Origin of the sequence: Paludisphaera rhizosphaerae (assembly GCF_011065895.1) — a bacterium.
Classification (GTDB): Bacteria; Planctomycetota; Planctomycetia; order Isosphaerales; family Isosphaeraceae; genus Paludisphaera; species Paludisphaera rhizosphaerae.
This window is the reverse complement of record NZ_JAALCR010000006.1, coordinates 224,297-248,470: the sequence shown is the minus strand read 5'-3', so window position 1 is coordinate 248,470 and position 24,174 is coordinate 224,297. Positions and strand designations below refer to the sequence as shown.

The following is a 24,174-nucleotide window of genomic DNA, read 5'->3' as shown; positions in this document are numbered from 1 at the left end:
AGCTAGGCCGCTCCGCCCAACCGGCGATCCGCTTCCTTCCGGACCTTGAACCGGACGCGCTCGCAGGCCATGTAGACGGCGGCGTAGTTCCTGCCCAGTTCGCGGGCGACGTCGGAGATTCGCTCCCCCTCGATCGCGCAGCGGCGGAAGATCTCCCAGGCGTCGGGCCTCACCTGCTTCCGCACGGCCTCTTGAAGGCTCGCGGCCTCCTGGGGGCTGAGCCGTCGTCCGCCGCGAAGGGTCGTCGTGAACTCGCGGGGGGCGATCGGCTCGCGATCCCCCAGCCGCTCGACGGCCGGCGCACGGCCCAGTCGTCGAAAGTGGTCGACCGCCGCGTTCCGGGACATCGTCCGCAGCAAGCCGCGGAACGACCTCGACGGGTCGTAATCGAAGGTCGGCAGCTCTCGGACCAATTTCAACCAGACCCCCTGGGCGAGTTCCTCCCCTTCGCGCGTGGCCTCTCCCCGGCAGTAGCGGCGGACGACCGTCCGATAGCGTCGGACCAGTTCGCGCCAGGCTTGCTCGTCCTGGACGTCCTTCACCTTCTCCAGCAACTCGGCGTCGGTCTTGGGGTCGTCGTCGGGTCTCTCTTCGTTTCCGGCCATCGGGAAATTCTCCCGGGAGCTGTTAAGGTCCGGCGTACGACAGGTTGAACGGGCCCCTGCTCGCAAGCGCTCGTCGAACGGAATGAGAGATTCTACACACTGGAACCAACGACGAAACAGCTAATTTACACCCAGAATCCCGCACAAAGTCACACATGAGGTCTACTTCAGCCCATCATGTTCGCTTTGCGCGCCGGCCGACGGATCGGCCTGCTTGCTGGATCAGAATTCAAGTCGCTTCGGCCTCGACCGCCGCCGATTCCACATCCTCAGCGCTAGGGTTTCCTCACCATGCACTTCCGTCGCCGCCGCGCCCGCCTGTCGCTCCAGCCCCTCGAACCGCGAACCCTCCTCACCGGCCCGGGGACGCTCGACACGACGTTCAGCAGCGACGGCCGCGAGTTGATCGATTTCACGAGTCTCCCGGGCGTCGGCGCGACGTCGGGCGCGACTTCCGTGCTGCCGCTGGCGGGCGGCGGATTCCTCGTCGCAGGGGACGACCTGCCATGGACGATCTACGGCGGGGCTTATCCCCACAGCTCCTCACTGCTCGTCGCCCGGCTGAAAGCCGACGGCTCGCTCGACACGACGTTCGGCACCGGCGGTAAGGCGTCGGTCACGATTCCGGCGGCCGTGGTCGGGAACGTCTCGATGATGTTGCAAGGCGACGGCAAGATCGTGCTGGTCGAATCCGCTTATGATTCCACAGTGAGCATCGGCTCGACGGCCTCTCAGATGTACGTGGCCCGGCTCAACGCCGACGGCACCCCCGACAACTCGTTCGATTCCGATGGGCTCGTCGAACTCGGCGGCTTCGCGACCGTCCAGGGGGGCTCGCTCGTCTCGGCCCCCACCGCCGACGGACGGATCATCCTCGTCGGCGAGGCCAGAGACTTGTCGAGCCCCATGGCCATGCGGCTGAACGCGGACGGCTCGGTCGACAAGACCTTCGGTTCGAACGGCGTCGTCAAATTCGCGTCTTACACGGATTCCGCCTCGGCCATGGCGATCCAGCCCGACGGACGGATCGTGATCGGGCTTCAACAGTCTTTTCTCTCAACCGGCGCCAGGCACTTCGCGGCCGTCCGGATCGGCGCCGACGGCGGGCTGGATACGGCCTTTGGCGACGGCGGTATCGCGACGGTCGACTTCGGCGACGGCTCGGAGTACGTCAACGCCCTGGCTTTCGACTCCAGTGACAGGATCATCCTCGCCGGCGCCGTGGGCTCCTCGTTCGGCGTCGCCCGGCTCAACCGTGACGGCTCCCTCGACACGACCTTCGACTCTGACGGCCACGCCACAGTCGCCTTCGGCGACAAGGCCGCCGCGACCGCCGTGGCCGTCGACGGCTCCGGAAACATCATCCTGGGCGGATGGACTGGCTCGAACTCGGCGCTGGGGACGCTCGCCAACGCCGACTTCGCCGCCGCCCGCCTGACCTCAACCGGCACCCTCGACACGACGTTCGGCGCGGACGGCAAGGCGACCGTCGACTTCAGCTCGCTCGACGGGACGACCGACCCCAACCGCAGCGACCAGGCCTTCGCCATGACCCTGGACACCAACGGCAAGATCGTCCTGGCCGGTTGGTCCTTCCCCAGCGGCGGCGGATTCACGACCAGCGGCGCCCCCGGTCAGTTCGCCGTCGCCCGGCTGGACATCGCGACGACGATCACAGGCGGCGGGGGAGGAGGAGGTGGTGGTGGTGGTGGTGGTGGTGGTGGTGGCAGCGGCGGCGGCGGAGGCGGTGGCGGTGGAACTGGCACGGGGAATCATATCTACTTTTTCTACGGACTGAAGCACCCCGCGATGGTCATCAACCGGGTGGCGGCTTCGGCGACGCCCGCGCCGGCGGCTTCGCCCACGACGGTCGCGACGGTGCGGACGAGGCCAACGCGGATTCGTCGCCTCCCCGTCAGCCGCACGCCGAGGACGACCCACGCGTCGCTGGCGATGCGATCCGAGACGACGCGGGTACCCGCACATCGCCTGCCGGCTTAAAACGGAGGGTTTCGGGGATGAGTTCGACGACCATAACGAGCCGCCCGGTCGGCGTCTGGATTGCGCTTGGACTCGCGGCATGCCTGGCGTGGGGACGCCCGTGTGCGGCGCAGGGGCGGAATATGGCGAGACCGGCCGTGGCGAAGCCGGACCTCTCCAGGCTCACCCCCGAGAAACTGCAGACACTGAACGGTCACCGACAGGACGTCTGGCGGCTCGCCTTCAATCCTCGCGAGCCGTCGATCCTGGTCTCCTGCGGCGACGACTCACAAGTCATCACCTGGGATTTGCAGACCGGCAGGCCGATGGAGGAGGTGAAGATTCTCGACCACAAGGTCCGCGACCTCGCCTTCGACGAGACCGGTCGCTTCTTCGCCGTCGCGACGACTAACCCCTGGGAGGGCGGGTTCTCCGGCCTCTTACGCATTCGGGATGCGGCCGAAGGGACGATGGTCGAGATCAAGTCGCTCCAGCGCTGGACGTTCCGATCCGTCGCCGTCGACCCCAAGGGCGTCTGGATGGCTGCCGGAGGAGACTCGCGTGCGCTGCGTGTCTGGAAGCTGGCCCGCCCGGTCGTCGTCCCCGACGACCGCGGCGAGCCCAAACTCTCTTACTTCGAATTGCCAACCCCGCCGGCGCTTCCCAACGAGATCCTCACCGTCGACGTCCACGGCGGCCGTCAGAATCCGATAATCGCCGTCGGCGGCAAGGAGGGGATGCTCAAGGTCTTCAAGATCAAGAACGACCGGCTGATCGAGACCCCCATCACCACAGCAGACGCCCCTGGCGAGATGCGCTCCGTGAAGTTCCACCCTCAGGCCGACTTCCTGGCCACCGGCGGCGCAAGCGGAGTCGTCCGGCTTTGGGACCTGGACAAGGGGACCCCCACCCAGCGGTTCGATGCCCAGGCCATGGGCGTGAACGACATGGCGTTTTCGCCCGATGGCTCACTGCTCGCAGTCGCCCACGACAGCGGCCACATCCGTCTGTGGGACATCGAGACCGGCAAGGAGGTCGCCAAGCTGGAGGCCCACAAAGGAGGCGCCTTGGCCGTGGCGTTCAGCCGCGACGGCCGATCGCTGGCCACTGGAGGCCGTGATTTCAGCGTCTCCGTCTGGCGGCTCTTCCCTATCGAGGCACGCAAGAAAAAGTCGTGATCGTGGCCCCGAAGCCAAGATGCAACCGCGCTCAATCCCCCTTGCGGACCCACGCCTCGTCGAACGTCGCGTGCATGATCGTGCTGGTCCGGGCGGTGCCGCCGCCGAGGCCCAGGGAGTACGTGTAGCTGAGCTGGATCTTGCCGTCGCGGCCCTGGGTCATCGAGGGATAGTGGAACGATTGGCCGGTCTCTCCCTTCTCGACGTGGCGGGTGATCGGCCAGGTCTTCCCCTCGTCGTCGGAGAGCGAGACCGCCAGCGAATGGCGGCCTCGAGGGAGGTCGTTGTAGACGAGCGCCCACGCGCCGGAGGCCAGCTTGATCGCCTCGATCCCGGCTCCGGGGTTGTCCAGCGTGGTGTCGACGGCGTCGGTCCAGGTCTTCCCCTCGTCGGTCGAGATCGCCGTGCGGATCTTCTTGTGGGGGCCGTTGTCGCGCATGAAGGCGACCAGCGAGCCGTCCTTCTTCTGCACGAGGCTGGGCTGAATCGCGCCAAAGCCCACGGTCGGCTCGCCGGCCTTCCAGGTTTTGCCCTGGTCGTCGCTGGTCGCCATCATGGAGATCGAGAAGGTGTCGCAGTAGAGCGGCAGGATCCACCGACCGGAGGGGAGCACCACGCCCCGGACGCGGGGCATCCAGCCCAGGCGCTGGTAGAGCAGGTCGGCCGAGCGTTCCGTCAGCGGGTCGATCGACTTGGCGTACTTCTTCCGCTCCTCATCGGTGAGCTTGGCGATCGACCCGGCGACGGCCTTCTCAACGGTCCCCGGCGCGGGGGTGAGGTGCAGGACGTTGGAGGTCTCCCACTTGATCGGTCCCGGCGGGCTCTGCGAGGGGTCGGCGACGGCGTACTTCAACAGCGCGCCTTCCCAGCGGTGGTCGAGGATCGTCGGCCAGAACATCCAGACCCGGCCGTCGGGCGCGGCGAGGAGCGCGGGGTTGCAGTCGGGATAGCCGGGGGTATCGGCCGTGAGGAACCGGGGCGACCATTTGTCGGCCCCCTTCGCCAGCCAGGCGGCCTGAACCTCCACGTCGTCCGACTGCCGCTCGCCCGAGCCCGAGTACCACACCGCGAGCAGATCGCCGCGGGCCGTCTCGATCACGCAGGAGGCGTGGTTGTGCTTGGCCTCGGCCTCGAAGATCGGCCGCTTGACGATCTCCGGGGGCGCCGCCCCGGCGAGCATCCCCACAACCCATAGCCCGCCGACCACCTTCGTCAACGCTCGCGTCATCGTCGTCCGCCCCTTTGTTCGTCGCCGGGCCTTGGAACGTCTTCCGCCCTGGCGGGGAAAGGCCGTTACATTCGCGGCCCCGAGTCTAGCGCGTCGGCGAAGGCCGGGCAAGAAGCGGGGGGCGCGTCGCGGCGACGCGATCAATCAAAGAGGATTCGCTTCAGGTCGAGGACGAGGCCCGGCAGCACGTCCTCGCCGGAGAGGCTCGTCGGCCTCGTCAGCGTCTCGGGCTCACGGCCGGGCCTGTAGACTTCCACCGCCTGCGTCGTCGGGTCGATCAGCCAGCCCAGGCGGACGCCCTGGGCGATGTACTCGGCCATCTTGGCCTGCAGCTCTTTCAAGCCGTCGCCCGGCGAGCGGAGTTCGGCGACGAAGTCGGGGACGATCCGGGCGAACCGGGCGCGGTCGTCGGCGGGAACGGCCTCCCAGCGAGCCTTGAGGATCCAGGCTGCGTCCGCGGCCCGGACCGCGCCGTTGGGGAAGGTGAAGCCGCTGGAGGAGTCGAACGCCTCGCCCAGACCACAGGCGTCATTCCAGTTCCAGAGTCGGGCGCTCAACGCATTGTTCCGCCGCCCTCCGTCCGATCCCGCTGGCGCCATGACGATCAATCCCCCGTCCGACTCGCGTTCCAGCCTCAGCTCGCGGTTGGCGTCCTCGGCACAGAGCTTCTCAAAGTCCTCGGCCGCAACGATCAGACGGACGCCCTGGGGAACGTTCAGCGAGAACGCCGACGACGATTCGTTCGTCGCCCTGGCCGAGACCCGCTTCCGAGTCGACGCACTCATCGCGGTTTTCATCCTCAAGCCTCCGCCTCTGGGGGACGTTCTCTTCCCAATCCAACGGCAACCCCATCAAGTCTAGCGCCTCGGCGAAGGGCCGGGCAAGGCGCGCGGGGCTCGCGAAGACCATGGACTTCCCATCCGGGACCCCAACGGCCTTCCCCCCTCGCGGGGGAAGGTGGCCCGAAGGGCCGGATGAGGGGGAGGCATGACCAACAGCCTCGGGCGTAAGACCCAGTGGCCTTGGTGGACGTTGTCAAGTTGAAGGAAGGCAGAGAGTCGTCAGGCTTCAATCGCGGGTCCGCCGGCCGTTCCACGCTTCGATTCGAGGAGCCTCAACTCCTGGCTGATCGACGGAGCCCAATCAGGCCGGCCGCGATGGAATTCCTCAAGCGGGAGCCAACCGCGTTTGGGCTCGTGGCAATCAAAACCGAGGTCTGCTCGTCGATACAATTCGCCGTCTTCTCCGCGAACGACGGCTCCCAGAACGTCGGCGATTTGAAAGAGCTTCGCGAGGGCGGCCGCATCAGGGCTGTTGGTGTAGATGGCCCCCTCATACAGCCAGAAACAGCGAGGCTCTCCACGCGGGTGCGCCTTCCAATGGGCCGTGTCGCATTCGACGGGCTTGTCTTTGCCGAGCCGCCGCGCGGCCTCGGAGAGAAGCCGTTCCTGCTCCGCGGAGAGGACGACGCCGGATTCGGTTCGGCATTCGGCCAGCCCCGGCGTCTCATCGAGCAGGCGATCCAACTCGGCCTCGGTCAACCGATCGAGGTGATCGATCTCCAATTCGGGATCGGCGGCGACCAGGGCGTTCCATTCTTCCCATGAGATCTCGCCGCCTTCGGATGAACCGACGTCATCCGACCCTCCAGCGTCTCTCGTCGCCCGGATCTCGTAGCTCATCGAGTTCGCTCCGTCACAAGTCATGAGGTCGCGGCGACGGCGATGATCGAATGAACGCTTGTAGGTATAGCAGCTTCGAGTCTCCAGCGCCGGTCACCCCTCATCCGGCCGCTTCGCGGCCACCTTCCCCCTGTATGGACCGGGGACATACACCCCCGCGAGGGGGGAAGGCCGTTTGGATTCCGGATTGGAACGGAACCCAGGCCCTTCTATCGCTCCCCCGGCAAGCTGAGAGTCTCATCACGCGCCGGCTTGCCGTTCAGGTCGGCGGCGCGGACGAGGAACGAGGGGCCCAGTTTGCGGCCGGCGGGGGCGTCGAGGGTGTTGCGGGCGGCCTGCACGCGGAGTTCGGACGGGTCGCGGGAGTGCTGTTCGCCGAGGGCGATCCCCACCAGCGGGCGCTTGCCGGACTCGCGGTCGGCGGCGACTCGACGCAGGAAGGCGTCGGTCCAGCGGACGACGTTGTCTTCAACGGTCGCCGACATGTACACGCGGCCGGCGTTGGACTTGACGTGCTTCGGGTCGTGCTGCACGCCCAGCGTGAGGCCCTCGCAGGCGTCCTCGAACGTGTTGCCCCGGATCAGAACCCCGATCGCCGGGCAGTGCGACCATCCCCAATGCACCGGTTGCTCCGAGGCGCAGGCGCCCGCAGCCATCCCCGTCGCGCCGCCCATGAAGCGGTTCCGTTCGACGACCGTGCCGAACTGGTTCCCCGGCAGGACCAGTCCGTACGACGTGGAGCTTCCCCGGATATCGACGCTGTTCCCCGAGAACCGGATCCCCGTCAGGCCGTCGACGATCGAGACGACGCCCGTCTCCTTCGGGATCGGCTCGTCGAGCAGCAGGGTCGTGTCGTCGATCGGCTGGAGGAGGCGGCGATACGTTCCGGCGGCGGGCCCGGTCAGGATCGCCACGGTCCAGCCGGCTCGGATCGGGACGTCGCCCTGGCGCTCGCCGACGCGGATCAGGCGGCCGTCGGGCGAGACCGATCGCACGGCCCCCTCGTATCCCACGCGGTAAGACTCCGTCAACATGATCTCGGGCGCGTTCACGCGCGGAACGCCGTCGCCGTCGATCTCGCCAACCCCCTCGACGACGTTGTCCTCCACGATCACGTCCTTCCCCGCCGCCCCGAGCGCAAAGAACCTCCAGAGCTTGCCGGACGGCTCCCCCTTCACGCGGTTCTTGCGGACAAGGACGTCGTGGATGTAACGACCCGAGATCGCCGCGGCCGACATCGTTTTCGCCGGCGCTCCGCGGAACGTGTTGTCCACGAACGACCACGGCCCGTTGAAGAACTGGACCGAGCCCCCCAGCAGCGTGCAGCCCTCGACTCGGCCGCCGTCGGCGTGGGTGAACCGGAACATCCCCACGGAGTCGACCCACTTGCTGGGGTCGGTCGAGGGGGGGCCTTCCACGTCGAGCTTCGAGAGCACGATCCCCCACTTGCGGGAGTGGCGGATCGGGTCTGGGTCGCGGTCGTCGCTCGTGCCGATCACCGCCGGACCGTAGCCCACCTTGTCGTCCCAGCGGATCGGACCCTCGAAGCGGATCGAGAGCCCCGACAGCGTCGTCCGGCCGTGGTGGATCTTCAGCGCGGTCGTCCAGGGGGGGGAGCCCGCCGGCTGGCTGAAGACGAGCGTCGCTCCCTGGGAGGCCGTCAGGACGACGGGCCGGTTCAGGACGAGCGGTTTGACCAACCGATACGTCCCCGCCGCGAGGCTGACGGTCCCCGCCTGATCGACGAGGGCCTGGAGGTCGTCTCCCGGTTTGGCCTCGCTCCGGGAAGCGGCCGGGGCCGGGTGCCGGAGCGCTGGGTCGCACGAGCCTCCCGGGAAGCGGATGACCGTCGACCGGCCGTCGCGGGCGATCAGACGGAGGCTGAACGAGGCGCCGGCCTCGTCGCGGATCGGCGGGAAGAAGACGTCGAGCGTCCCGGCCCGTCCGCCCGGCTTGACGATCATCGGGTCGGTCCCCACCCACCCCGAGGCGTTCCGGAACGGATCGTCCCCCCCGACGCGGAACGACCAGGAGCCGATCGAGCCGTCGGCCAGCGTGGCGGCGACGAGGTCGCGGGGAACGTCGACGCCCGTCACGGCGACGTGGACATCGCCAGGATCGTTCCCCCCGTCCTGGCCGAGCCACTTCACCTGGGCCTCGGCGACGACCACCGTCGGGGCAGGGGGCTCAGCCGCCTTGCGTCTCGGGTCGAACTTGCCGGCGGCGATCGAGGCGCGGTCACCCGTGTCGTTGGTGTAGAGGATGCGGACGGCCAGAGGGCCGCCGTCGAGGTCACGCGTCGGCTGGAAAAAGAGGTCCCCTTCGCCGGGCTTCGAAGGATCGAGCCGCAGCTCGCAGGCCGGGAGCATCTCCGGGTTGATGTGGCTCTCCCACTTCGTGCCCGAGGGGCCGTCGATGCGAACCGCGCGGACGTCGACTTTCTTCGACAGGCCGGAGAGCCGGATGCAGGCGTCCGCCAGGCCGTCGGGTCCGACGCCCGGCCCAGGGCCGACGGCGTCGCGACCGTCCTGGCCGACCCACGCCGCCTTCATCGCGGCGGCCGCCGTCCGCAGGGTTGAGTCGACCTGCTTACCCATCAGCGAGAGCTTATGCTCGCGACCGTCGTCGTAGCGGATGGTGAGGTCGTACTTGCGAGGGCCCGTGTAGTCGCCGGGCTCGATGTAGAGGTCGCCCCTGGGGGAGCCTTGCTCGCGGACGAACGCCGCCTTCCAGGCGAACGGTTCGATGGCGTTGTATTGCCACTGGTTGTGCTTGCGCTCGGTCGACAGGACGTCGATGAGCTTCACCTCCCTGCGCGGGTCGAGGCCGGCGATCGCGATGTGGACGTCCTGCACGTCGCTGGGCTCGAACCGATTGTGCGGCCCGACGAAGTCCTTGCCGTCCTGCCCCACCCAACGCGCCGAGGGCCCTCGACCGGCCTGCGCGAAAACCGTCCCCGCGGCCGTCGTCAAGAACGCCACGGCCAGCGCCGCCCTGCGAAAGACATCCATGCGTCGTGCTCCCTAACCAACGCCTCGCCCCCGCCGGAGCCTATCACGACGCTCACCCCCAGGGGAACCCACCGGGGGCACCTTTGGACTTCGGCAATTCGTAGGGGCGCCCCTTGTGGGCGCCCGATCGCCTTTCGGTGTCCAATCACCGTAGAATGTCCGATCGCCTTTGGATGTCCGCAGCGATCAGGGCGCCCACAAGGGGCGCCCCTACGAATTGCGGCCCCCCCGATCGGTCGGCACTCCGGACGAGCCCTGGAGGGTGGGCACCGCCCACCTCCGGTACCTGGGGATGGTGGGGCGGCCCCCACCTTGCCTCGGGGATTCGGGTTGGAGGAACTCTAACGTCGCCGCCCGGCTTGTCTCCCGAGCCTTTGCATACTAGGATGATCGGAAAAATGACGGTGAAGGTTGTGAATCGCGGCGCGGCTCGCAGCCGATCATGATTCCGATATCAGGTCGCGAAGGCGTCGTCAGGACGGGGGGCGCGAGGATGAATGCCGGGGAGCGGGTCTGGTCGTATGGGCGGATCTTCGACGACGTCACTCAGGTGATCGGCGGCACGCCGCTCATCAAGCTGAGGAGAGTCGTCGACGGAGCCAAGGCCACGGTCGTCGCCAAGTTGGAAAGCGCCAACCCCTTGTGGTCGGTGAAGGACCGCATCGGCGTGGCGATGATCGACGAGGCCGAGGCCCAGGGGAAGGTCGGCCCTGGCACGGTGATCGTGGAGCCGACCAGCGGCAACACGGGGATCGCCCTGGCCTTCACCTGCGCCGCGCGGGGATACCGGCTGATCGTCACCATGCCGGAGAGCATGAGCCTGGAGCGCCGGCGGTTGATCAAGGCCTTCGGCGCGGAGATCGTTCTGACGCCCGCCTCCGAGGGGATGCCCGGGGCGGTCCGCAAGGCCGAGGAGCTGCTGAAGAGCCTCCCCAAGGCGTATATGCCCCAGCAGTTCAAGAACCCGGCCAACCCGGAGATCCACCGTCGGACGACCGCCCAGGAGATCTGGCAGGACACCGAGGGGAAGGTTGACGTCTTCGTGGCCGGCGTCGGCACGGGGGGGACGATCACGGGGGTCGGCCAGGCGCTCAAGAAGCTGAAGCCGTCCGTGAAGGTCGTCGCCGTGGAGCCGGCGGGCTCGCCGGTGATCGCCCAGAGCCGCAAGGGGGAGTCGCTGCGGCCGGGCCAGCACAAGATCCAGGGCATCGGCGCGGGCTTCATCCCGGACGTTCTGGACATGTCGGTGATCGACGAGGTGGTCGACGTCCGCGACGACGACGCCTTTGAGACCACCCGCCGGCTCGCCCGCGAGGAAGGCCTCCTCTGCGGCATCTCCTGCGGCGCTGCGGCGTTCGCGGCGATCGCCCTGGCGAAGAAGGACGAGTACGCCGGCAAGCTGATCGTGGCCCTGCTGCCCGACCTGGGCGAGCGCTACCTCTCCACGCCGCTCTTCCCCGAGGCCTGAGCCCGTGCCCGCGTCCGCGCCCGGCCCCCGTCCTCGTCCCGCGTTCGATCCCGAGGGTTTCGAGGGGCCGCTGGAGATCCCCCGGACGATTCTCGCCGCGATGGTGGACCACTGCCTGCGCGAGAATCCCCGGGAGTGCTGCGGCCTGCTGGGGGGCGTGCCGCCGAGGGCGTCGTCGTTCCACCCCTTGCGCAACGTCGCCCCGACCGCCGAGACCCGCTACGACGCCGACCCTCGCGACCTGATCGAGGCCGTCGTCGACCTCCGCCGCCGGGACGCCGAGATCCTGGCGATTTACCACTCCCACCCCCGCTGGGAGGCCGTCCCCAGCCGGACCGACCTCGATCAGAACCACTACGGGGCCGTCCCCCGGATCATCGTCTCCCTGCTGTCGAGCCCCCCCGTCGTCCGCGTCTGGCGGCTCGGCCGCGACGATTTCCAGGAGATCCCCTGGACGCCCACGGACGACGAGACGTTGCACGACCCTCCGGCGGGCGAATAAACTGAGGCTCCTCGCCGATTTCCAGCGAACTCCGACTGGAACGGGTGCCATGGCCACGCTTGCGTGGCCATGAACCGGCGTGGGACGTTCCCAGCACAAGTCCGTCGCCGATCGCATGCCCACGCGAGCGTGGGCATGGCACCCAGGTCTGCGGCTCGACGTCGGAGCAACCGACCCGGGTTCGTCCCGATCGTCGCAAGCCTACCGATCCCGAACACCCTTTTGAGAGGCGGCGCCCCGCGCGTCGCGAGCCTTTCCCGTCATGCAGAAGACCCTGATCATCTTCAAGCCGGACTGCGTTCAGCGCCGGCTGGTGGGCGAGATCCTCGCCCGGTTCGAGGCCAAGGGGCTGCGCGTCGCGGCGCTGAAGCTCCTGCAGGTCGACCGCTCCCTGGGCGAGAAGCACTACGCCGAGCACCAGGGCAAGCCGTTCTTCGAGGGCCTGATCGGCTTCATCACCGGCGGTCCGGTGGTGGTCGGCGTGCTCGAAGGGAACGAGGCCGTGACCGTCGTCCGGACGATGCTCGGCGCGACCAACGGCACGGCCGCCGCCCCCGGCACCATCCGCGGGGACTACTCCATCAGCAAGCAGAACAACCTGATCCACGGCAGCGACTCCACCGAGTCCGCCGCCCGCGAGATCGCCCTCTGGTTCGGCCCCGGCGAGGTCGTCGACTACGCCATCGCCGGCTCCCAGTGGGTCTTCGACGGGGCTTGATCCGCCTCGTAGTTGTCTGACCGCCCGCGCCTGAAGTCCCCTCTCCCCCCGGGAGAGGGTGGCCGAAGGCCGGGTGAGGGTCGTCGGGCTTGTACGCATAGCGATAGGGTCGAGGACGTCTTCCCCCCTGGAGGGGGAAGACAGACCGCGAAGCGGTCAGATGAGGGGGATGACCGCCGTCGGGGTGAAGCGAGGGTGCCGAGGTCGAAGGCTCCCGGATCTCCACCCCTCATCCGCCCCTTCGGGGCACCTTCCCCCTCAAGGGGGGAAGGCCGTTATGGTCTCGGTGTTCGTCCGACATGCCCTCTGCGATCCCATGACCCTCACCCGCCGCTGCGCGGCACCCTCTCCCGGGGGGAGAGGGAACTTTTGTTGTTCCGCCTGATCCCAATTTCGCTCCCCTGAGGACACCCCCATGCGTCTTCACAAACTGCTACCTTTGGCCGTGATCGCCGTGGGGCTCTCGGGCTGCGGGGGCTCGCCGGAGGTGGGCGACGCCGTCGTGGTGCCGCCGGCTGGCAAGGAAGCTCCCGCCCCGGCCCCGGCCCCGACGCCCTCCAACTCGCCCGAGACGCCCGCCGACAAGGTCGACCCGGCCGTTCAGCCTGGCGAGGCCCCCAAGACGGCCCCCGCGCCCGAGGCGACGGCCAAGCCCGAATGAGTCACGTGACGTTCCACGGAATCGGCCGGTGACGTCTCAACACCGGCCGGTCGTCCTGGTATGTTGGGGATGAGCGGTCGTTGATCGACCGCGCACGCCCCAACGTCCCGCCTGCGAAACGGATCGATCCCAGCACTCCCAGTCGAACGTTCGACTCCCGACGGAGGACTCTTGCTCATGTCCCGTTCCGCTCGTCTGTTCCATGCTCTCGCTCTGTCCGCCGCCGCGGCGGGCCTGTCCTCGTCGGCCTTCGCGGAGGAGCCCGGCTCGATCAAGGGCCGCGTCGTTTGGGCCGGCTCCGCCGCCCCGACCGAGAAGGTGCTCGTCGAGAAGGGGAAGGCCGCCAAGGACCCTGAGGTCTGCGCCGCCGCCGGCTCGATCGTCTCGCAGGAGCTTGAGGTCGACTCCGCGACCAAGGGCGTCGCCAACGTGATCGTCTACCTGGTGAAGCCGAGCGGGAGCAACCCCGAGGCCGCCAAGGCCCTGCTGAAGGCCCATCCCCAGGCCGTGCTCGACCAGAAGGACTGCGTGTTCCTCCCCCACGTCCAGGCGATCTACGAGGGGCAGGAGCTGGTCATCAAGACGAGCGACTCGGTCAGCCACAACGTCCGCTACCAGGGCTTCAGCAACGGCGCTCTGAACCAGATGCTGGGCGCCGGCGCCAAGCCGCTGGACCTCAAGCTCAAGGCCGAACGCCGGCCGATGCAGGTCGCCTGCGACATTCACCCCTGGATGACCTCGTGGGTCGCCGTCTTCGACCACCCCTACTTCGCCGTGACCGACAAGACCGGCGCCTTCGAGATCAAGGGCGTACCCGCCGGCGCCCAGAACCTCATCGCCTGGCAGGAGAAGGCCGGCTACATCAACGAGGGCAAGTCCAAGGGCATGCCCGTCACCGTCAAGGCCGGCGCCGCCGCCGACGCCGGTGAGATCAAGCTGGAGCCGACCGCCATCAAGTGAGGCGAACGACCTCTTACCGACGGGCCCTCCGAGTCCCCTCTCCCCCCGGGAGAAGGTGGCCCGAAGGGCCGGGTGAGGGTCGTGGGAGATCGGAGGGCATGCCGGATCACGATCCGGGACCATGACGGCCTTCCCCCCCTTGAGGGGGAAGGTGCCCCGAAGGGGCGGATGAGGGGTTGATTTCCGGGAGCCCGCGGTTTCTCGAAGGCCCTCCTCCATCCGACGGCGGTCGTCCCCCTCATCTGACCGCTTCGCGGTCTGTCTTCCCCCTCCAGGGGGGAAGATGTCATCGCCGCGCTCCCGTCGCCATGCTTACGATCCCGTGACCCTCACCCGCCGCTTCGCGGCACCCTCTCCCGGGGGGAGAGGGGACGTCTGATTGCGAGGGGTTCGAATTCATGCCCCTCCAATCCTCCGCCCGATTCAACGCCCCCCTCGCCCGCGCCTCGCTCTACCCCGAGCTTCGCTACATGGGGTCGAAGCATCGGCTGCTCCCCTGGATCCATGAGGTCCTCCGCGACCTCCCCTTCGACACGGCGGCCGATCCCTTCTGCGGCGGTGGCTGCGTGGCCTACCTGCTGCGGGCGATGGGCAAGACCGTCGCCGCGTCCGACTTCCTCAACTTCCCCGCCGTCCTCGCCCGCGCGGGGCTCGCGCAATCGCACGCGCGAATCGACGCAACGACCCTCGACCGCCTGCTGGCCCCTCGCGAAGACGCCCCCCGGTTCATCGCCGAGACCTTCGCGAACGTCTTCTACACGCCCAACGACCTGGCCGCCCTCGACCGGATCCGAGCGAACATCGACCGCCTCGAAGACCCCGATCAGCAGGCCCTGGCGCTGGCGGCGCTCATGCGGTCTTGCCTGAAGAAGCAGCCTCGGGGGGTGTTCACGATCTCGGGCGACCTCTCCCGCCACGACGACGGCCGGCGCGACCTGCGGCTCTCGATCGAGGACCATTTCCGCGAGCAGATCGCCGCGTTCAACGCGATCCCCTTCGACGACGGCCTGCGCCACACCGCCCGCCGGGCCGACGCCTTCGACGTGGACCCATCGGGCGTCGACCTGGTCTACCTCGACCCGCCCTACGTCCCGCGCTCGGACGACAACTGCTACATGAAGCGCTACCACTTTCTGGAAGGGCTCTCGTGCTACTGGCGGGGCGTGGACCTGATGCCGGAGACCCGCGTCAAGAAGATCGCCAAGCCGTTCACGCCGTTCAGCTACCGCCGGTGCGCCGTCGACGCCTTCGACCGACTCTTCGAGCGTTTCCATCGGTCGATCATCGTCCTGTCGTACAGTTCCAACGGTTTCCCGGACCTGGAACGACTGGAGGGGCTCTTACGGCAGCATAAACCGTCCGTCACGGTCCACAAGCGGCCGCATCGTTACCACTTCGGGACGCATCGCGGCGTCGGCCGGGCGGTGGTGGAAGAGTTCCTGATCGTGGGGCGATAGCATGGAATAAACGGCCGGCGGCGACGAAGACACTCCGACCGAGGAGCGCCGACGATCCTTTGTAGAGGCCCGACGATGAAACCGACCACCTGCGGCTGCTGCGGCGGGACGCAGCTCACCGAGGTCGTGCTCACGACCCAGCATTTCTGCCTGCGATTCGGCCCGTGGTTCGCGTTCTCGAAGTACATCACCCCCAAGCGCGCGATGGTCTGCCCGGACTGCGGGGCCGTGACGCCGTTCCTCGACGAGAAGGCCCTGCAAAAGGTCCGATCCTGGCGGCGAGAGGAACGCGAGGCGGCGACCTATGAGAAATCGAAGGCCGGGCGGTACGACGATTTCTGAGCACAGTCGGAACTTGGAGCGGTTTTCGGGTGCCATGGCCACGCTTGCGTGGCCATGAACCGGTCTGGGACGACAGCGCGACCGTTGCCAATCGCATGGTCACGCAAGCGTGGCCATGGCACCCGTGCGGTTGACTCCCGATGCGTCTCCGCTCCTCCTTCATCGACGAGCCGGTCACCGCTTGAGCACCAGCCTTCGCTCCGCGACGATGAAGCGAGTCGCGACGAATGCCCGGGGCGAGAGGAGGTCGATCGTGCGTGTCGGAATCGGCTTGCTGGTCCTTTCCATCGTCTGCTCCTCCACCACGGCCGCCGAGCCGCCCCGGGGGTGGACGCTCGTCTGGTCGGACGAGTTCGACGGGGACGCGATCGACCGGACGAAGTGGGACTTCGACCTCGGCGACGGGCCGCCCCCCGGCCAGGGGGAACGACGAGCTGGAATATTACACCAGCGACCCACGCAACGCGTTCGTCCGCGACGGCTCGCTGCACATCGTGGCGCGGAAGGAAGCGTCGCACGGGAAGCCATACACGTCGGCCCGGATCAAGTCGAAGGCGCGCGACGGCTCGCGGCTGTTCGCGCAGGCGTACGGCCGGTTCGAGTTCCGGGCCAAGCTTCCTACCGGCCGGGGCGTCTGGCCGGCCCTGTGGATGCTCCCGCAGGACACGTCGACTTACGGCGGTTGGCCCTGCTCGGGGGAGATCGACGTGATGGAGGCCCGCGGCCAGGAGCCCGACAAGGTGCTCGGGACGATCCACTTCGGCGCCCCCTGGCCGGGGAACGTCCACTCCGGCGGCGAGTACCACTTCCCCGCCGGCCAGTCGATCGACCAGTTCCACGAGTACGCCGTCGAATGGGAGCCGGGAGTCATCCGATGGCTCGTCGACGGCCATCTCTTCGCCACCAAGCGCTCCTGGTGGACCAGCCGCAACAAGGGCAAGCCCGCCTCCGAGGCCGACGTCGCGCAGTGGCCCGCGCCTTTCGATAAACCCTTTCATATCATCATGAACGTGGCCGTCGGCGGGAAGTTCCTCGGCAACCCAGACGCCTCCACGACGTTCCCGGCCGAGATGGTCGTCGACCACGTCCGCGTCTACGAGAAGACCACCGGCTACGGTGACGCCGGAACTCGAGGTCCGGAGAACCTGCCATGGAAGAAGTGAGGCGGAACGACCAAGCTGACCGGTGGCCGAACCCCGTCGCGGTGGTGGCGGCAATCCTCGTCGCGGTGTCTTGGGCCTCTTGGCTGACGAACGCGCGCATCAGCCCCGTCGACGAGCCGCCCGAATTCGGCTGGCCGCTCGTGTGCCAGGTCGCCGACGGCTGGATGGTTTCCGGCGGCTATGTCATTGCCATGGGCACCGAATACCTCCCCGGCTCGCTGATCGTCGATGCGCTCTGCGCCCTGCTGCCGGCTGGGACGACGTTCCTATTCGTCCAGGTGATCGCCGCGACGGCCTTCGGCTCAGGGCGGTTCACGACGGCCTCGCTCCTGCTCCTCATCGCGGCCATAGCCGTGATCCTCGCGGCCTCTCGTCTGATGCCGGAGTCGATCGGGGCGCTCGCTTACGGGCCCTTCCTCCTCGGCCTGGCGAGCCCGCTGCTGCTCCTGCTGAGCCTTGCGTTCGCGCGATGGGGCGTCGCGCAGTCCCAGACCTCGGTCGACGTCCGGAGGGAGGGCCCTCTATGGCGGACGCAGTGAGGCCGAAGGCTTGGCGGCCGCAGATCTCGCCCTTCGCGATCGCCGTGACGGCGGCGCTGCTGGTGGCGGCCGGCTGGGCGCAGATGCTGATGAACGAGCAGACGAACCCGGGCCAGAATCCGCCCGAGTTCGGCTGGCCGTTCGCGTACAGGGTCGAGCACTCGGCGATGACCTCGGACGGCTACCCGCTCATCACGGACACGGAGTACCGCCCCGGCGCGCTGGCCGTCGACGTCGCCCTGGCGCTGGCGACCACCGCGACGGCCTTCGCCCTGGTCGACCTGATCGCGCTGGGGGCCCTGGGCCGGAGGCCGTTCACGACGGCCTCGCTCATGCTCGTCGTGGCCGTCCTCGCCGGCGTCCTGGCCGCCGGCCGGCTCATCCCCGACCAGGCCGGGACGCTCGCCCTCTGGCCCTTCCTCTTCGGCCTCGCGAGCCCGCTCCTGCTGCTGGGCCTGGGCTACGCCCGGGCGTTGGCGAGGAATCGAGACGCATGACAACGTCCGAATCGGAATCCGACTTCCGGCGATGGCTGCCTCGACCCGCATCGGTCGCGGCCACGCTGGGGTGCGGCTTGTGGCTGCTCTTGTTGCAGAATGGGCTGGGGTTCACCCCCGATCGAGTCGGCTTCCCGCTCGTCTTTCGCGTTCAGCCGTCCTGGCCTGAACCCAGCCTGTCTGATCGGTTCGATCTCAGGCCCTTCCTCATCGACGCGACGGTAGCGCTGGGGATGTTGGCGTCGGTCTACGTCTCGGCCCAGGTGATCGCGGACGTCTTCTTCGGGCGATGGGCCTTCACGGTGCGCGCCGCCGCCTGGCTGATCGCGATGATCGCCGTGGTCCTCGCCGATCTACGGCTCTCGGGCGCCCTGACGTCCTTCCTCCTGATCGGCTCCGCGGGGTTCACGCTTATAAGTCCGTTCTTCTGCCTGATCGTTGGCTTCGTGGTACTCGATCAACGCGAGCGCCGGATCAGGGCGGAACGGGCCGAAGGCCGGCACTCCGCAGGAGACCGACCATGACCGACCAACAGCCCACAACGTCCCGCATCCCCTGGTGGTCGCCGCATCCGGTCTCGGTGGCGGCGGCGGTCGTCGCGGGGGCGGTCTGTTACGGATCTCAGGCGTCCGGCCGGTATGGAGGCTCGCCGTACATGCAGTACGGGGCGCCGCTGGTGTACCGCTGGGTTCCGCGCGCGGGGTTCTCCAATCCGCCTCGATTCGACCCCTTGGCGCTGATGGTCGACCTGCTGGTCTGCGTGATCGTCGTCCTCGTCTGCTCGGCGTCGGTCCAGGTCTTCGCGAACCTGATGTTCGGGCCGCGACGATTGACGCTGCGCTGGCTGATGGTCCTCGTCGCTCTGGTCGCCCTGCCGATGGGCGTCCACGCAAGCCTCGGCCCGAAAGCCACAACCCCCATCGGCCTGGTCTTCATGCTCGCCACCGTGCTGGTCTTCGGCGCGCCGTTCGCGCTGGGGCTTTTTGGGGCGGTGATGGCGCTCGACGCCGCGGCCGGCTACCTCTCGCGCGACCGTCGCCGGCCCGTCGATCGAGAAGACTCTCCCTCGTGAATCCCCGTGCATAAATGCATATTCGCACGGTCCCCCGCTTGACCTCGCGCACGATCGAGCGTACCCTAAGGAATACGGACAAAGAACCCGAACGGTGCCCGTACAGCCGCCCCTCGGCTCTCCGGAGAGGCTTGCGACGGTGCGCCCAACGCGACGACGATCCGCCGCGCCGCGGGCGCGACGGCCTTTCATGGCGTACTCGATCGAGAACCGCGGCGTATCGCCGACGGGAGGTCGCAGCTGCGCCGATTGATCAGGAGGTGAATTCATGATCACTCGAAGGTCTTTCGCGGCGGGGATCTCGGCGGCGGCTTTCGCGGCCCTGGCGGCGGCGCTGGGGGGCTGCGGGTCGGACGACTCGCCTCCTCCCGGGCAGTTGACGAACGCCGACCAGCAGGCCCAGGACGCGATGAAGGACATGATGGCGAAGAAGACCGCTTCTCGGAAGGGCCGCTCGTCGCGGCGCTGAGCCGGCCGGGCCGCTTCGGCTCGATCTCAAATCCGGTCAGGTCAGTCCAGGTCAGTCCAGGTCCAAGGTTTTCGTATTCTCGGGAGCACAGGCACATGGTTTCGACGCGGAGGCGTGGTTTCACGCTGATCGAGCTTCTGGTGGTCATTGCCATCATCGCGGTGTTGATCGCGCTGCTGTTGCCGGCGGTCCAGGCGGCGCGTGAGGCGGCCCGGCGGGCGCAGTGCGTCAACAACCTGAAGCAGATCGGGTTGGCGATGCACAACTATCACTCGTCCCAGGGCTCGTTCCCGATCGGCCAGGCGAAGGTCTACGGCGGGTCGTCCACGGGGACGCTGTACAACTACGCCACCTTCGGCCACCTGGCGATGCTGCTCCCCTACATGGAGCAGACGGCGGTCTTCGCCTCGTGCAATTTCAGCCTCCCGGCCACCACGGACGTCATCGGCCAGGCGGCCAACTCGACGGCCGTGAACACCCGGCTGAGCACCCTGTTCTGCCCCTCCGACGGCGCCGGCACGAACACCTACCTGAACAACTACCACGGCTCGATGGGGACCACCACCGACGTCTGGGGAACGGTGAGCACCAGCTCCACGGGCGTCTTCAACACGATGGGCCCCGCGGTCTCGCTGGGCTCGATCACCGACGGCTCGTCGAACACCGTCTCGCACGCCGAGGCCCTGATCGGCAACGTCAGCTCGAACCTTCGCGGCCGCAAGGGGACCGTCAGCGCGAGCGGAAACTCGGCCTACGTCCTGACGGACATCCGCAGCTACTCGCCGGCCAATTCCCAGGCCGCCGTCAACACGGCCGTCCAGACCTGCCAGCAGCAGTTCATCTCGACCCCGGCGACCGCCTCCACCCGCGGCCAGTACTGGGCGGTGGGCGCTCCCGGCCAGAGCCTGACCAACACCATCGTCAGCCCCAACGGCGGCGGTCAGGCCACGTTCTCGTTCTGCGGCGGTTGGTCGACCACCTGCAGCGGCTGCTCGGCGGACTTCTCCAACCTCTTCGTCAACTCCAGCAACCACTCCGGCGGCATCAACGTCGGCCTGGCCGACGGCTCCGTCCGGTTCATCAAGGACTCGATCAGCCCGACCACCTGGATGTCGATCGGCACCGTCAACAGCGGCGAGGTCATCTCGTCGGACAGCCTCTAATCCGACCCCTTCGCCCCAGGCGAAGCAGAAACCTCAAGGGCCCGGTCGACCTTCGCGTCGCCCGGGCCCTTCTGCGTTCCGCGGCTGGACGATCCGACCGTTCCGTGCTATACCTCTAGTGAACGCTTGAACCGAAGAGGACTCGGGGAAGTCGCCATGAGCACGGCCAGGCCGGGAAGGCGTCCCAAAGACGTCCCACTCACGCCCGCTCCCAGGGCGGTCGGGACGGGGTTCGTCGATCCATACGACCCGCGCTTCCCCTCCAGCGACGGCAAGCCGATGGCCGACAACACAACCCAGTTCCGCTGGATCGTCATCATCAAGGAAGGTCTCGACGCCCTCTTCGCCGATCGCGACGACGTCTTCGTCGCCGGCGACCTCCTCTGGTACGTCGACGAAGCCGACCCCAAACTCTGCACGGCCCCCGACGTCCTGGTGGCCTTCGGCCGCCCTCGGGGCGATCGCCGCTCGTACCGACAGTGGTTCGAGGGAACGCCCCCCCACGTCGTCTTCGAGGTCCACTCCCACACCAACACCCCCAAACGGATGCGTGCGAAGCTCGACTTCTACGACCGTTACGGCGTCGAGGAGTATTACTACTACGACCCCGAAGGAGGCTGGCTGAAGGGCTGGCTCCGGGGCGAGAAGGGCCTGGAGCCGATCCCCGAGGGGAGGCTCAACGGCTGGCGAAGCCCCCGACTCGACGTGACCTTCGAGAACTCGCAGATCAAGGAGGGGCTGATTCTGAGGGGCCCCGACGGCGAGCCCTTCAAGACGTTCGGCCAGCTCGCCCAGGACCGCAAGGCGGCGCTGCGGATCGCCGAGTTGGAGGCCGATCGCGCCCGCAGAGCCCGCCGAAGGTCCAAGGCCGACCGCCTCCGCGCCAAGCAGGCCGAACACGACCGCGCCCAGGCCGAACACGACCGCGACGAGGCCCTTGCCCGGGCAGAGCGGTTGGCGGCGAGGCTTCGAGAGTTGGGGCTGGAGGAACCTTGAGAGCCGCCAGCCCCGTCTCGGTTGGAACTTAGGCGCGGGAACGCAGCCGGACGCCCAGCAGGCTGACGGCGGCGAAGACGAGCCAGGAGGAGGGCTCGGGGACGGGGGCGGCCTGAACGTCGCTGGCCAGCACCTCGGCGGCGGCGTGGACCTGGGCCTCGGTTTGGGCCTTCTCCATCACCTGGGCGGCGGCCTTGACCTTGCGCGAGGAGGGCGCCAGGCCGCCGGCGATGACCACCTTGGGGGCCTCGGGGGCGATCAGCGTGGTTTTGAGCAGCTTGACGATCTGATCGTCGATGTTTTCGACGGCCGACTTGCCGCTGTTGTACACCGACTTGACGGCCTTGCCGACCTCGTCGCCGGTGTCCTTGGCGGCGGAGACGGCGGCACGCCAGTACTGGGTGGAGGCGTCGGCCAGCGTGACGGTCGTCGCCCGCTCGACCAGGAACTTCTGGCGAGGCTCCGCCACGGCGACGGACGTCGACGCGGCTAGACCGGCGTCGATCGACTGGAGCGCGACCGAGTCCAGGCGGAGCGGTCCCACTCCTCCCCGCGCCGGCGTGACTGAAACCGTGGGCGTGCCGTCGGGGACCGCCTGCTTCGGCCCCATGCGATAGGCCACGTAGGTCGGCGAGGTCCCGGCGGGGAAGGCGTCGCCCGCCCTGGGCATTTTGATCTGCTTGCCGGTCGCATCGAGCACCAGAGCCCGGCTCGACGCCCCCCGGATCACCGCCCCCTCCGTCGGCGCGACCATCCCCATCGCCAGGCCGAGCCCCAGCAGGGCCGCCTTCGCCGTCTTCGAGGTCGAGATCGTCCGGGCCGCGCGTCGGCCTTCACATGAGATGCTCAAAGGCTCCGTCCTTCCCCCCGTCGCAAAACGAGGAATCCATTCCATTGGCGGATCGGGTCGGCCGGGTTGATGGATCAGAGCGAGTGAAGACGTGAGCGCCGACGTGTTGGATGCGTCGGCGGGCTTTTATCACGATAGGCTCAAGTCCCGCAACCCGAAAACCGACCATGCGGGCGCGCTGCATCCCCTTCAGACCCCCTTGTCCCAGGCCCCGCCGTTGCGAACAATTGATGCCGGTCGGCCGAACGGAGGACGTTCCCCGGGCTGACTTTACATTTTTTCACGATCACGATGACGGAGACGACGATGACGAACGGCGGGCGGCCGAGAGTTCTGGACGTGGGTCAGTGCGATCCCGACCACCGGCGAATCGCTGGATTCCTCTCGCGCCAGTTCGGGGCGGACGTCGACCGCGCGCACGGGCTGGACGACGCCCGAGGGCTGATGGAAGAGACTCACTATCGCCTGGTGCTGGTCAACCGGATGCTCGACATGGACTACACGCCGGGGCTCAACGTGATCAAGGCCCTCAAAGCCGACGTCAACCCGGACCTGTCCAACGCGACGATCATGCTGGTGAGCAACTACCCCGAGGCCCAGCAAGAAGCCGTCGACGCCGGTGCTGAGCCCGGTTTCGGCAAGGCCCAGCTTGAAGACCCCGAAGTCGTCCGCAGGGTCGGGTCGATCCTGGCCTGATCTCAGCGGTTGGTCCCGGTGGGGGCGTCGGTTGCCTTTCGATGCGGCGCCGATCCCCCTTCACCCGGCCCTTCGGGCGACCTTCCTCCTCAGGCGGGGAAGGCGAGTCGCTCGGACGGCGCTCTCGACATGCAGCGGCTGCGCCGGGGCGGAGGGGGACATCGCCGGCGCGACGACTCGCGACAGGAACGCGACGTGCGTCGCCGTCCCCGCCAGAACGAGGACGTGGAAGACCTCGTGCGGACCGACGCCTGGCAAAAACTCGGGGAAGTGGAAGAGGTTGACGGCCGCTCCCGCCGTGTAGACGACGCCGCCGGCCGGCAGCAGACGGAGCCGGCGCGGGTCGTGATGGCGGCGGACCTCCAGGTAGCAGGCCAGCATCCCCCAGCCCAGCGAGACGTAGACCAGCGTCGCCAGCCAGGTTGGGAACGACCTCCCCAATCCGACCGCCGAGCCGCAAACAAGCGAGACGCCCCAGACCACGGCCATCGCCGTGCGACGGGGGCGAGGACGCATGAGCGTCCAGGCGCAGGGGGTGAAGGTCCCCGCGATCAGCAGGAAGATCCCCACCATGTCCAGCCGACGGAGCAGGGCGATCGTCGCCGCGTCGGCGGGCAGGGCGTGATAGACCGTGCTGGCCCCGTAGCAGGCGGCCATCCCGAATCCGAAAACACCCAGGGCGGCGACCTTCCCGCCATCGAAATCGTCGCCGGCCGAGCGCCCGCGAACGGCCTCCCGTACCAGCAACCACGTCACGGGAAAGGCGGCGAACAAGCCCAACGCATGCGTCCAGGCGCTGACGGGCTCCCGCAGAGAGATCGGCGACATGAGCGCCTCCCGGTGGAGGTTCGGAAAGGGGAAGACCGCGCGGAGCCGCGCCCTCCCGTTTTCGACCGCCGGACGCCCCGGGCTTCAATCGTTCCGCAACGTCGGCGGC

25 protein-coding genes are annotated in these 24,174 nt (G+C 68.1%); 18 read left to right on the top strand and 7 right to left on the bottom strand.

Annotation, left to right across the window (positions count from 1 at the left end; translation table 11 throughout):
* Positions 1–2: 2 nt before the first annotated feature.
* Positions 3–605 carry an RNA polymerase sigma factor gene (locus G5C50_RS10080; RefSeq protein ID WP_165068502.1) on the bottom strand — a complete coding sequence of 201 codons (603 nt, stop codon included), beginning with the start codon at positions 603–605 and terminating at the stop codon, positions 3–5.
* 291 nt (positions 606–896) lie between these two features.
* Here G5C50_RS10080 and G5C50_RS10075 point away from each other — a divergent pair, with 291 nt between their 5' ends.
* Both G5C50_RS10075 and G5C50_RS10070 read left to right on the top strand, forming a co-directional pair.
* Positions 897–2,606 carry an NHL repeat-containing protein gene (locus G5C50_RS10075; protein ID WP_165068500.1) on the top strand — a complete coding sequence of 570 codons (1,710 nt, stop codon included), beginning with the start codon at positions 897–899 and terminating at the stop codon, positions 2,604–2,606.
* Positions 2,607–2,623: 17 nt separating this feature from the next.
* Positions 2,624–3,763 carry a WD40 repeat domain-containing protein gene (locus G5C50_RS10070; protein ID WP_165068497.1) on the top strand — a complete coding sequence of 380 codons (1,140 nt, stop codon included), beginning with the start codon at positions 2,624–2,626 and terminating at the stop codon, positions 3,761–3,763.
* Positions 3,764–3,794: 31 nt separating this feature from the next.
* On the opposite strand, the gene G5C50_RS10065 is transcribed toward G5C50_RS10070, so the two are convergent.
* The 4 genes from G5C50_RS10065 to G5C50_RS10050 form a co-directional block, all read right to left on the bottom strand.
* Positions 3,795–4,991 (bottom strand): sialidase family protein, encoded by a 1,197-nt coding sequence (locus G5C50_RS10065; RefSeq protein ID WP_165068495.1) that lies wholly within the window; start codon positions 4,989–4,991, stop codon positions 3,795–3,797.
* Between the two features lie 140 nt (positions 4,992–5,131).
* Positions 5,132–5,776 (bottom strand): Uma2 family endonuclease, encoded by a 645-nt coding sequence (locus tag G5C50_RS10060; protein ID WP_165068493.1) that lies wholly within the window; start codon positions 5,774–5,776, stop codon positions 5,132–5,134.
* Between the two features lie 276 nt (positions 5,777–6,052).
* The gene (locus G5C50_RS10055) at positions 6,053–6,673 is read right to left on the bottom strand and encodes a hypothetical protein (protein WP_165068491.1); all 621 of its coding nucleotides are present in this window, start codon (positions 6,671–6,673) and stop codon (positions 6,053–6,055) included.
* 209 nt (positions 6,674–6,882) lie between these two features.
* Positions 6,883–9,684: a right-handed parallel beta-helix repeat-containing protein gene (locus G5C50_RS10050; protein WP_165068489.1), complete on the bottom strand. Its 2,802-nt coding sequence runs from the start codon at positions 9,682–9,684 to the stop codon at positions 6,883–6,885.
* A gap of 493 nt (positions 9,685–10,177) precedes the next feature.
* On the opposite strand from G5C50_RS10050, the gene cysK reads away from it, so the two are divergent.
* From cysK to G5C50_RS09975, 15 genes are all read left to right on the top strand, one after another.
* Positions 10,178–11,152 carry a cysteine synthase A gene (cysK, locus tag G5C50_RS10045; RefSeq protein ID WP_165068487.1) on the top strand — a complete coding sequence of 325 codons (975 nt, stop codon included), beginning with the start codon at positions 10,178–10,180 and terminating at the stop codon, positions 11,150–11,152.
* A gap of 4 nt (positions 11,153–11,156) precedes the next feature.
* On the top strand, positions 11,157–11,654 hold the full coding sequence (locus G5C50_RS10040) for a Mov34/MPN/PAD-1 family protein (protein WP_240907032.1): 498 nt from the start codon (positions 11,157–11,159) through the stop codon (positions 11,652–11,654).
* A gap of 262 nt (positions 11,655–11,916) precedes the next feature.
* Positions 11,917–12,372, top strand: coding sequence for a nucleoside-diphosphate kinase (gene ndk, locus G5C50_RS10035; protein ID WP_165068485.1), 456 nt, complete (start codon positions 11,917–11,919; stop codon positions 12,370–12,372).
* Between the two features lie 415 nt (positions 12,373–12,787).
* Positions 12,788–13,033: a hypothetical protein gene (locus G5C50_RS10030; RefSeq protein ID WP_165068483.1), complete on the top strand. Its 246-nt coding sequence runs from the start codon at positions 12,788–12,790 to the stop codon at positions 13,031–13,033.
* 177 nt (positions 13,034–13,210) lie between these two features.
* Complete coding sequence (locus G5C50_RS10025) at positions 13,211–13,993, top strand: hypothetical protein (RefSeq protein ID WP_165068481.1); 783 nt, start codon at positions 13,211–13,213, stop codon at positions 13,991–13,993.
* Between the two features lie 398 nt (positions 13,994–14,391).
* Positions 14,392–15,450 (top strand): DNA adenine methylase, encoded by a 1,059-nt coding sequence (locus G5C50_RS10020; protein WP_206107632.1) that lies wholly within the window; start codon positions 14,392–14,394, stop codon positions 15,448–15,450.
* 75 nt (positions 15,451–15,525) lie between these two features.
* Positions 15,526–15,792, top strand: coding sequence for a hypothetical protein (locus G5C50_RS10015; protein ID WP_165068479.1), 267 nt, complete (start codon positions 15,526–15,528; stop codon positions 15,790–15,792).
* 257 nt (positions 15,793–16,049) lie between these two features.
* Positions 16,050–16,955: a glycoside hydrolase family 16 protein gene (locus G5C50_RS10010; protein ID WP_206107631.1), complete on the top strand. Its 906-nt coding sequence runs from the start codon at positions 16,050–16,052 to the stop codon at positions 16,953–16,955.
* Positions 16,943–17,494, top strand: coding sequence for a hypothetical protein (locus tag G5C50_RS10005; protein WP_165068477.1), 552 nt, complete (start codon positions 16,943–16,945; stop codon positions 17,492–17,494). Before G5C50_RS10010 ends, G5C50_RS10005 begins: the two co-directional genes overlap by 13 nt.
* A complete protein-coding gene (locus G5C50_RS10000) occupies positions 17,479–17,991 on the top strand; it encodes a hypothetical protein (RefSeq protein ID WP_165068474.1) in 513 nt (170 codons plus the stop codon). The genes G5C50_RS10005 and G5C50_RS10000 overlap by 16 nt, the downstream gene beginning before the upstream one ends.
* Positions 17,988–18,515 carry a hypothetical protein gene (locus G5C50_RS09995; RefSeq protein ID WP_165068472.1) on the top strand — a complete coding sequence of 176 codons (528 nt, stop codon included), beginning with the start codon at positions 17,988–17,990 and terminating at the stop codon, positions 18,513–18,515. The genes G5C50_RS10000 and G5C50_RS09995 overlap by 4 nt, the downstream gene beginning before the upstream one ends.
* The gene (locus G5C50_RS09990) at positions 18,512–19,063 is read left to right on the top strand and encodes a hypothetical protein (protein ID WP_165068470.1); all 552 of its coding nucleotides are present in this window, start codon (positions 18,512–18,514) and stop codon (positions 19,061–19,063) included. Before G5C50_RS09995 ends, G5C50_RS09990 begins: the two co-directional genes overlap by 4 nt.
* A 268-nt stretch (positions 19,064–19,331) precedes the next feature.
* Positions 19,332–19,532, top strand: a complete 201-nt coding sequence (locus tag G5C50_RS09985) for a hypothetical protein (protein WP_165068467.1) — start codon at positions 19,332–19,334, stop codon at positions 19,530–19,532.
* Positions 19,533–19,627: 95 nt separating this feature from the next.
* Positions 19,628–20,695 carry a DUF1559 family PulG-like putative transporter gene (locus tag G5C50_RS09980; RefSeq protein WP_165068465.1) on the top strand — a complete coding sequence of 356 codons (1,068 nt, stop codon included), beginning with the start codon at positions 19,628–19,630 and terminating at the stop codon, positions 20,693–20,695.
* 156 nt (positions 20,696–20,851) lie between these two features.
* Positions 20,852–21,691, top strand: coding sequence for a Uma2 family endonuclease (locus G5C50_RS09975; RefSeq protein ID WP_165068463.1), 840 nt, complete (start codon positions 20,852–20,854; stop codon positions 21,689–21,691).
* Positions 21,692–21,719: 28 nt separating this feature from the next.
* Here the strand turns inward: G5C50_RS09975 and G5C50_RS09970 are convergent, their stop codons facing one another.
* On the bottom strand, positions 21,720–22,541 hold the full coding sequence (locus G5C50_RS09970) for a hypothetical protein (RefSeq protein WP_165068460.1): 822 nt from the start codon (positions 22,539–22,541) through the stop codon (positions 21,720–21,722).
* Between the two features lie 306 nt (positions 22,542–22,847).
* On the opposite strand from G5C50_RS09970, the gene G5C50_RS09965 reads away from it, so the two are divergent.
* The gene (locus G5C50_RS09965) at positions 22,848–23,237 is read left to right on the top strand and encodes a response regulator transcription factor (RefSeq protein ID WP_165068457.1); all 390 of its coding nucleotides are present in this window, start codon (positions 22,848–22,850) and stop codon (positions 23,235–23,237) included.
* 60 nt (positions 23,238–23,297) lie between these two features.
* Here G5C50_RS09965 and trhA read toward each other — a convergent pair whose 3' ends face one another.
* Positions 23,298–24,065 carry a PAQR family membrane homeostasis protein TrhA gene (gene trhA / locus G5C50_RS09960; RefSeq protein ID WP_165068453.1) on the bottom strand — a complete coding sequence of 256 codons (768 nt, stop codon included), beginning with the start codon at positions 24,063–24,065 and terminating at the stop codon, positions 23,298–23,300.
* Positions 24,066–24,174 lie beyond the last annotated feature (109 nt).

Bases quoted from the DNA above. Each gene is read 5' to 3' on its own strand.
- G5C50_RS10020 (WP_206107632.1), top strand. From the start codon at position 14,392: ATGCCCCTCCAATCCTCCGCCCGATTCAACGCCCCCCTCGCCCGCGCC.
- G5C50_RS10050 (WP_165068489.1), bottom strand. From the start codon at position 9,684: ATGGATGTCTTTCGCAGGGCGGCGCTGGCCGTGGCGTTCTTGACGACG.
- G5C50_RS09985 (WP_165068467.1), top strand. From the start codon at position 19,332: ATGATCACTCGAAGGTCTTTCGCGGCGGGGATCTCGGCGGCGGCTTTC.
- G5C50_RS10005 (WP_165068477.1), top strand. From the start codon at position 16,943: ATGGAAGAAGTGAGGCGGAACGACCAAGCTGACCGGTGGCCGAACCCC.
- G5C50_RS10075 (WP_165068500.1), top strand. From the start codon at position 897: ATGCACTTCCGTCGCCGCCGCGCCCGCCTGTCGCTCCAGCCCCTCGAA.
- G5C50_RS10060 (WP_165068493.1), bottom strand. From the start codon at position 5,776: ATGAGTGCGTCGACTCGGAAGCGGGTCTCGGCCAGGGCGACGAACGAA.
- G5C50_RS10065 (WP_165068495.1), bottom strand. From the start codon at position 4,991: ATGACGCGAGCGTTGACGAAGGTGGTCGGCGGGCTATGGGTTGTGGGG.
- ndk (WP_165068485.1), top strand. From the start codon at position 11,917: ATGCAGAAGACCCTGATCATCTTCAAGCCGGACTGCGTTCAGCGCCGG.
- G5C50_RS09995 (WP_165068472.1), top strand. From the start codon at position 17,988: ATGACAACGTCCGAATCGGAATCCGACTTCCGGCGATGGCTGCCTCGA.
- G5C50_RS10055 (WP_165068491.1), bottom strand. From the start codon at position 6,673: ATGAGCTACGAGATCCGGGCGACGAGAGACGCTGGAGGGTCGGATGAC.
- G5C50_RS10070 (WP_165068497.1), top strand. From the start codon at position 2,624: ATGAGTTCGACGACCATAACGAGCCGCCCGGTCGGCGTCTGGATTGCG.
- cysK (WP_165068487.1), top strand. From the start codon at position 10,178: ATGAATGCCGGGGAGCGGGTCTGGTCGTATGGGCGGATCTTCGACGAC.
- G5C50_RS10015 (WP_165068479.1), top strand. From the start codon at position 15,526: ATGAAACCGACCACCTGCGGCTGCTGCGGCGGGACGCAGCTCACCGAG.
- G5C50_RS10030 (WP_165068483.1), top strand. From the start codon at position 12,788: ATGCGTCTTCACAAACTGCTACCTTTGGCCGTGATCGCCGTGGGGCTC.
- G5C50_RS10000 (WP_165068474.1), top strand. From the start codon at position 17,479: ATGGCGGACGCAGTGAGGCCGAAGGCTTGGCGGCCGCAGATCTCGCCC.
- G5C50_RS09980 (WP_165068465.1), top strand. From the start codon at position 19,628: ATGGTTTCGACGCGGAGGCGTGGTTTCACGCTGATCGAGCTTCTGGTG.
- G5C50_RS10025 (WP_165068481.1), top strand. From the start codon at position 13,211: ATGTCCCGTTCCGCTCGTCTGTTCCATGCTCTCGCTCTGTCCGCCGCC.
- G5C50_RS10080 (WP_165068502.1), bottom strand. From the start codon at position 605: ATGGCCGGAAACGAAGAGAGACCCGACGACGACCCCAAGACCGACGCC.
- G5C50_RS09975 (WP_165068463.1), top strand. From the start codon at position 20,852: ATGAGCACGGCCAGGCCGGGAAGGCGTCCCAAAGACGTCCCACTCACG.
- G5C50_RS09965 (WP_165068457.1), top strand. From the start codon at position 22,848: ATGACGAACGGCGGGCGGCCGAGAGTTCTGGACGTGGGTCAGTGCGAT.
- G5C50_RS09990 (WP_165068470.1), top strand. From the start codon at position 18,512: ATGACCGACCAACAGCCCACAACGTCCCGCATCCCCTGGTGGTCGCCG.
- trhA (WP_165068453.1), bottom strand. From the start codon at position 24,065: ATGTCGCCGATCTCTCTGCGGGAGCCCGTCAGCGCCTGGACGCATGCG.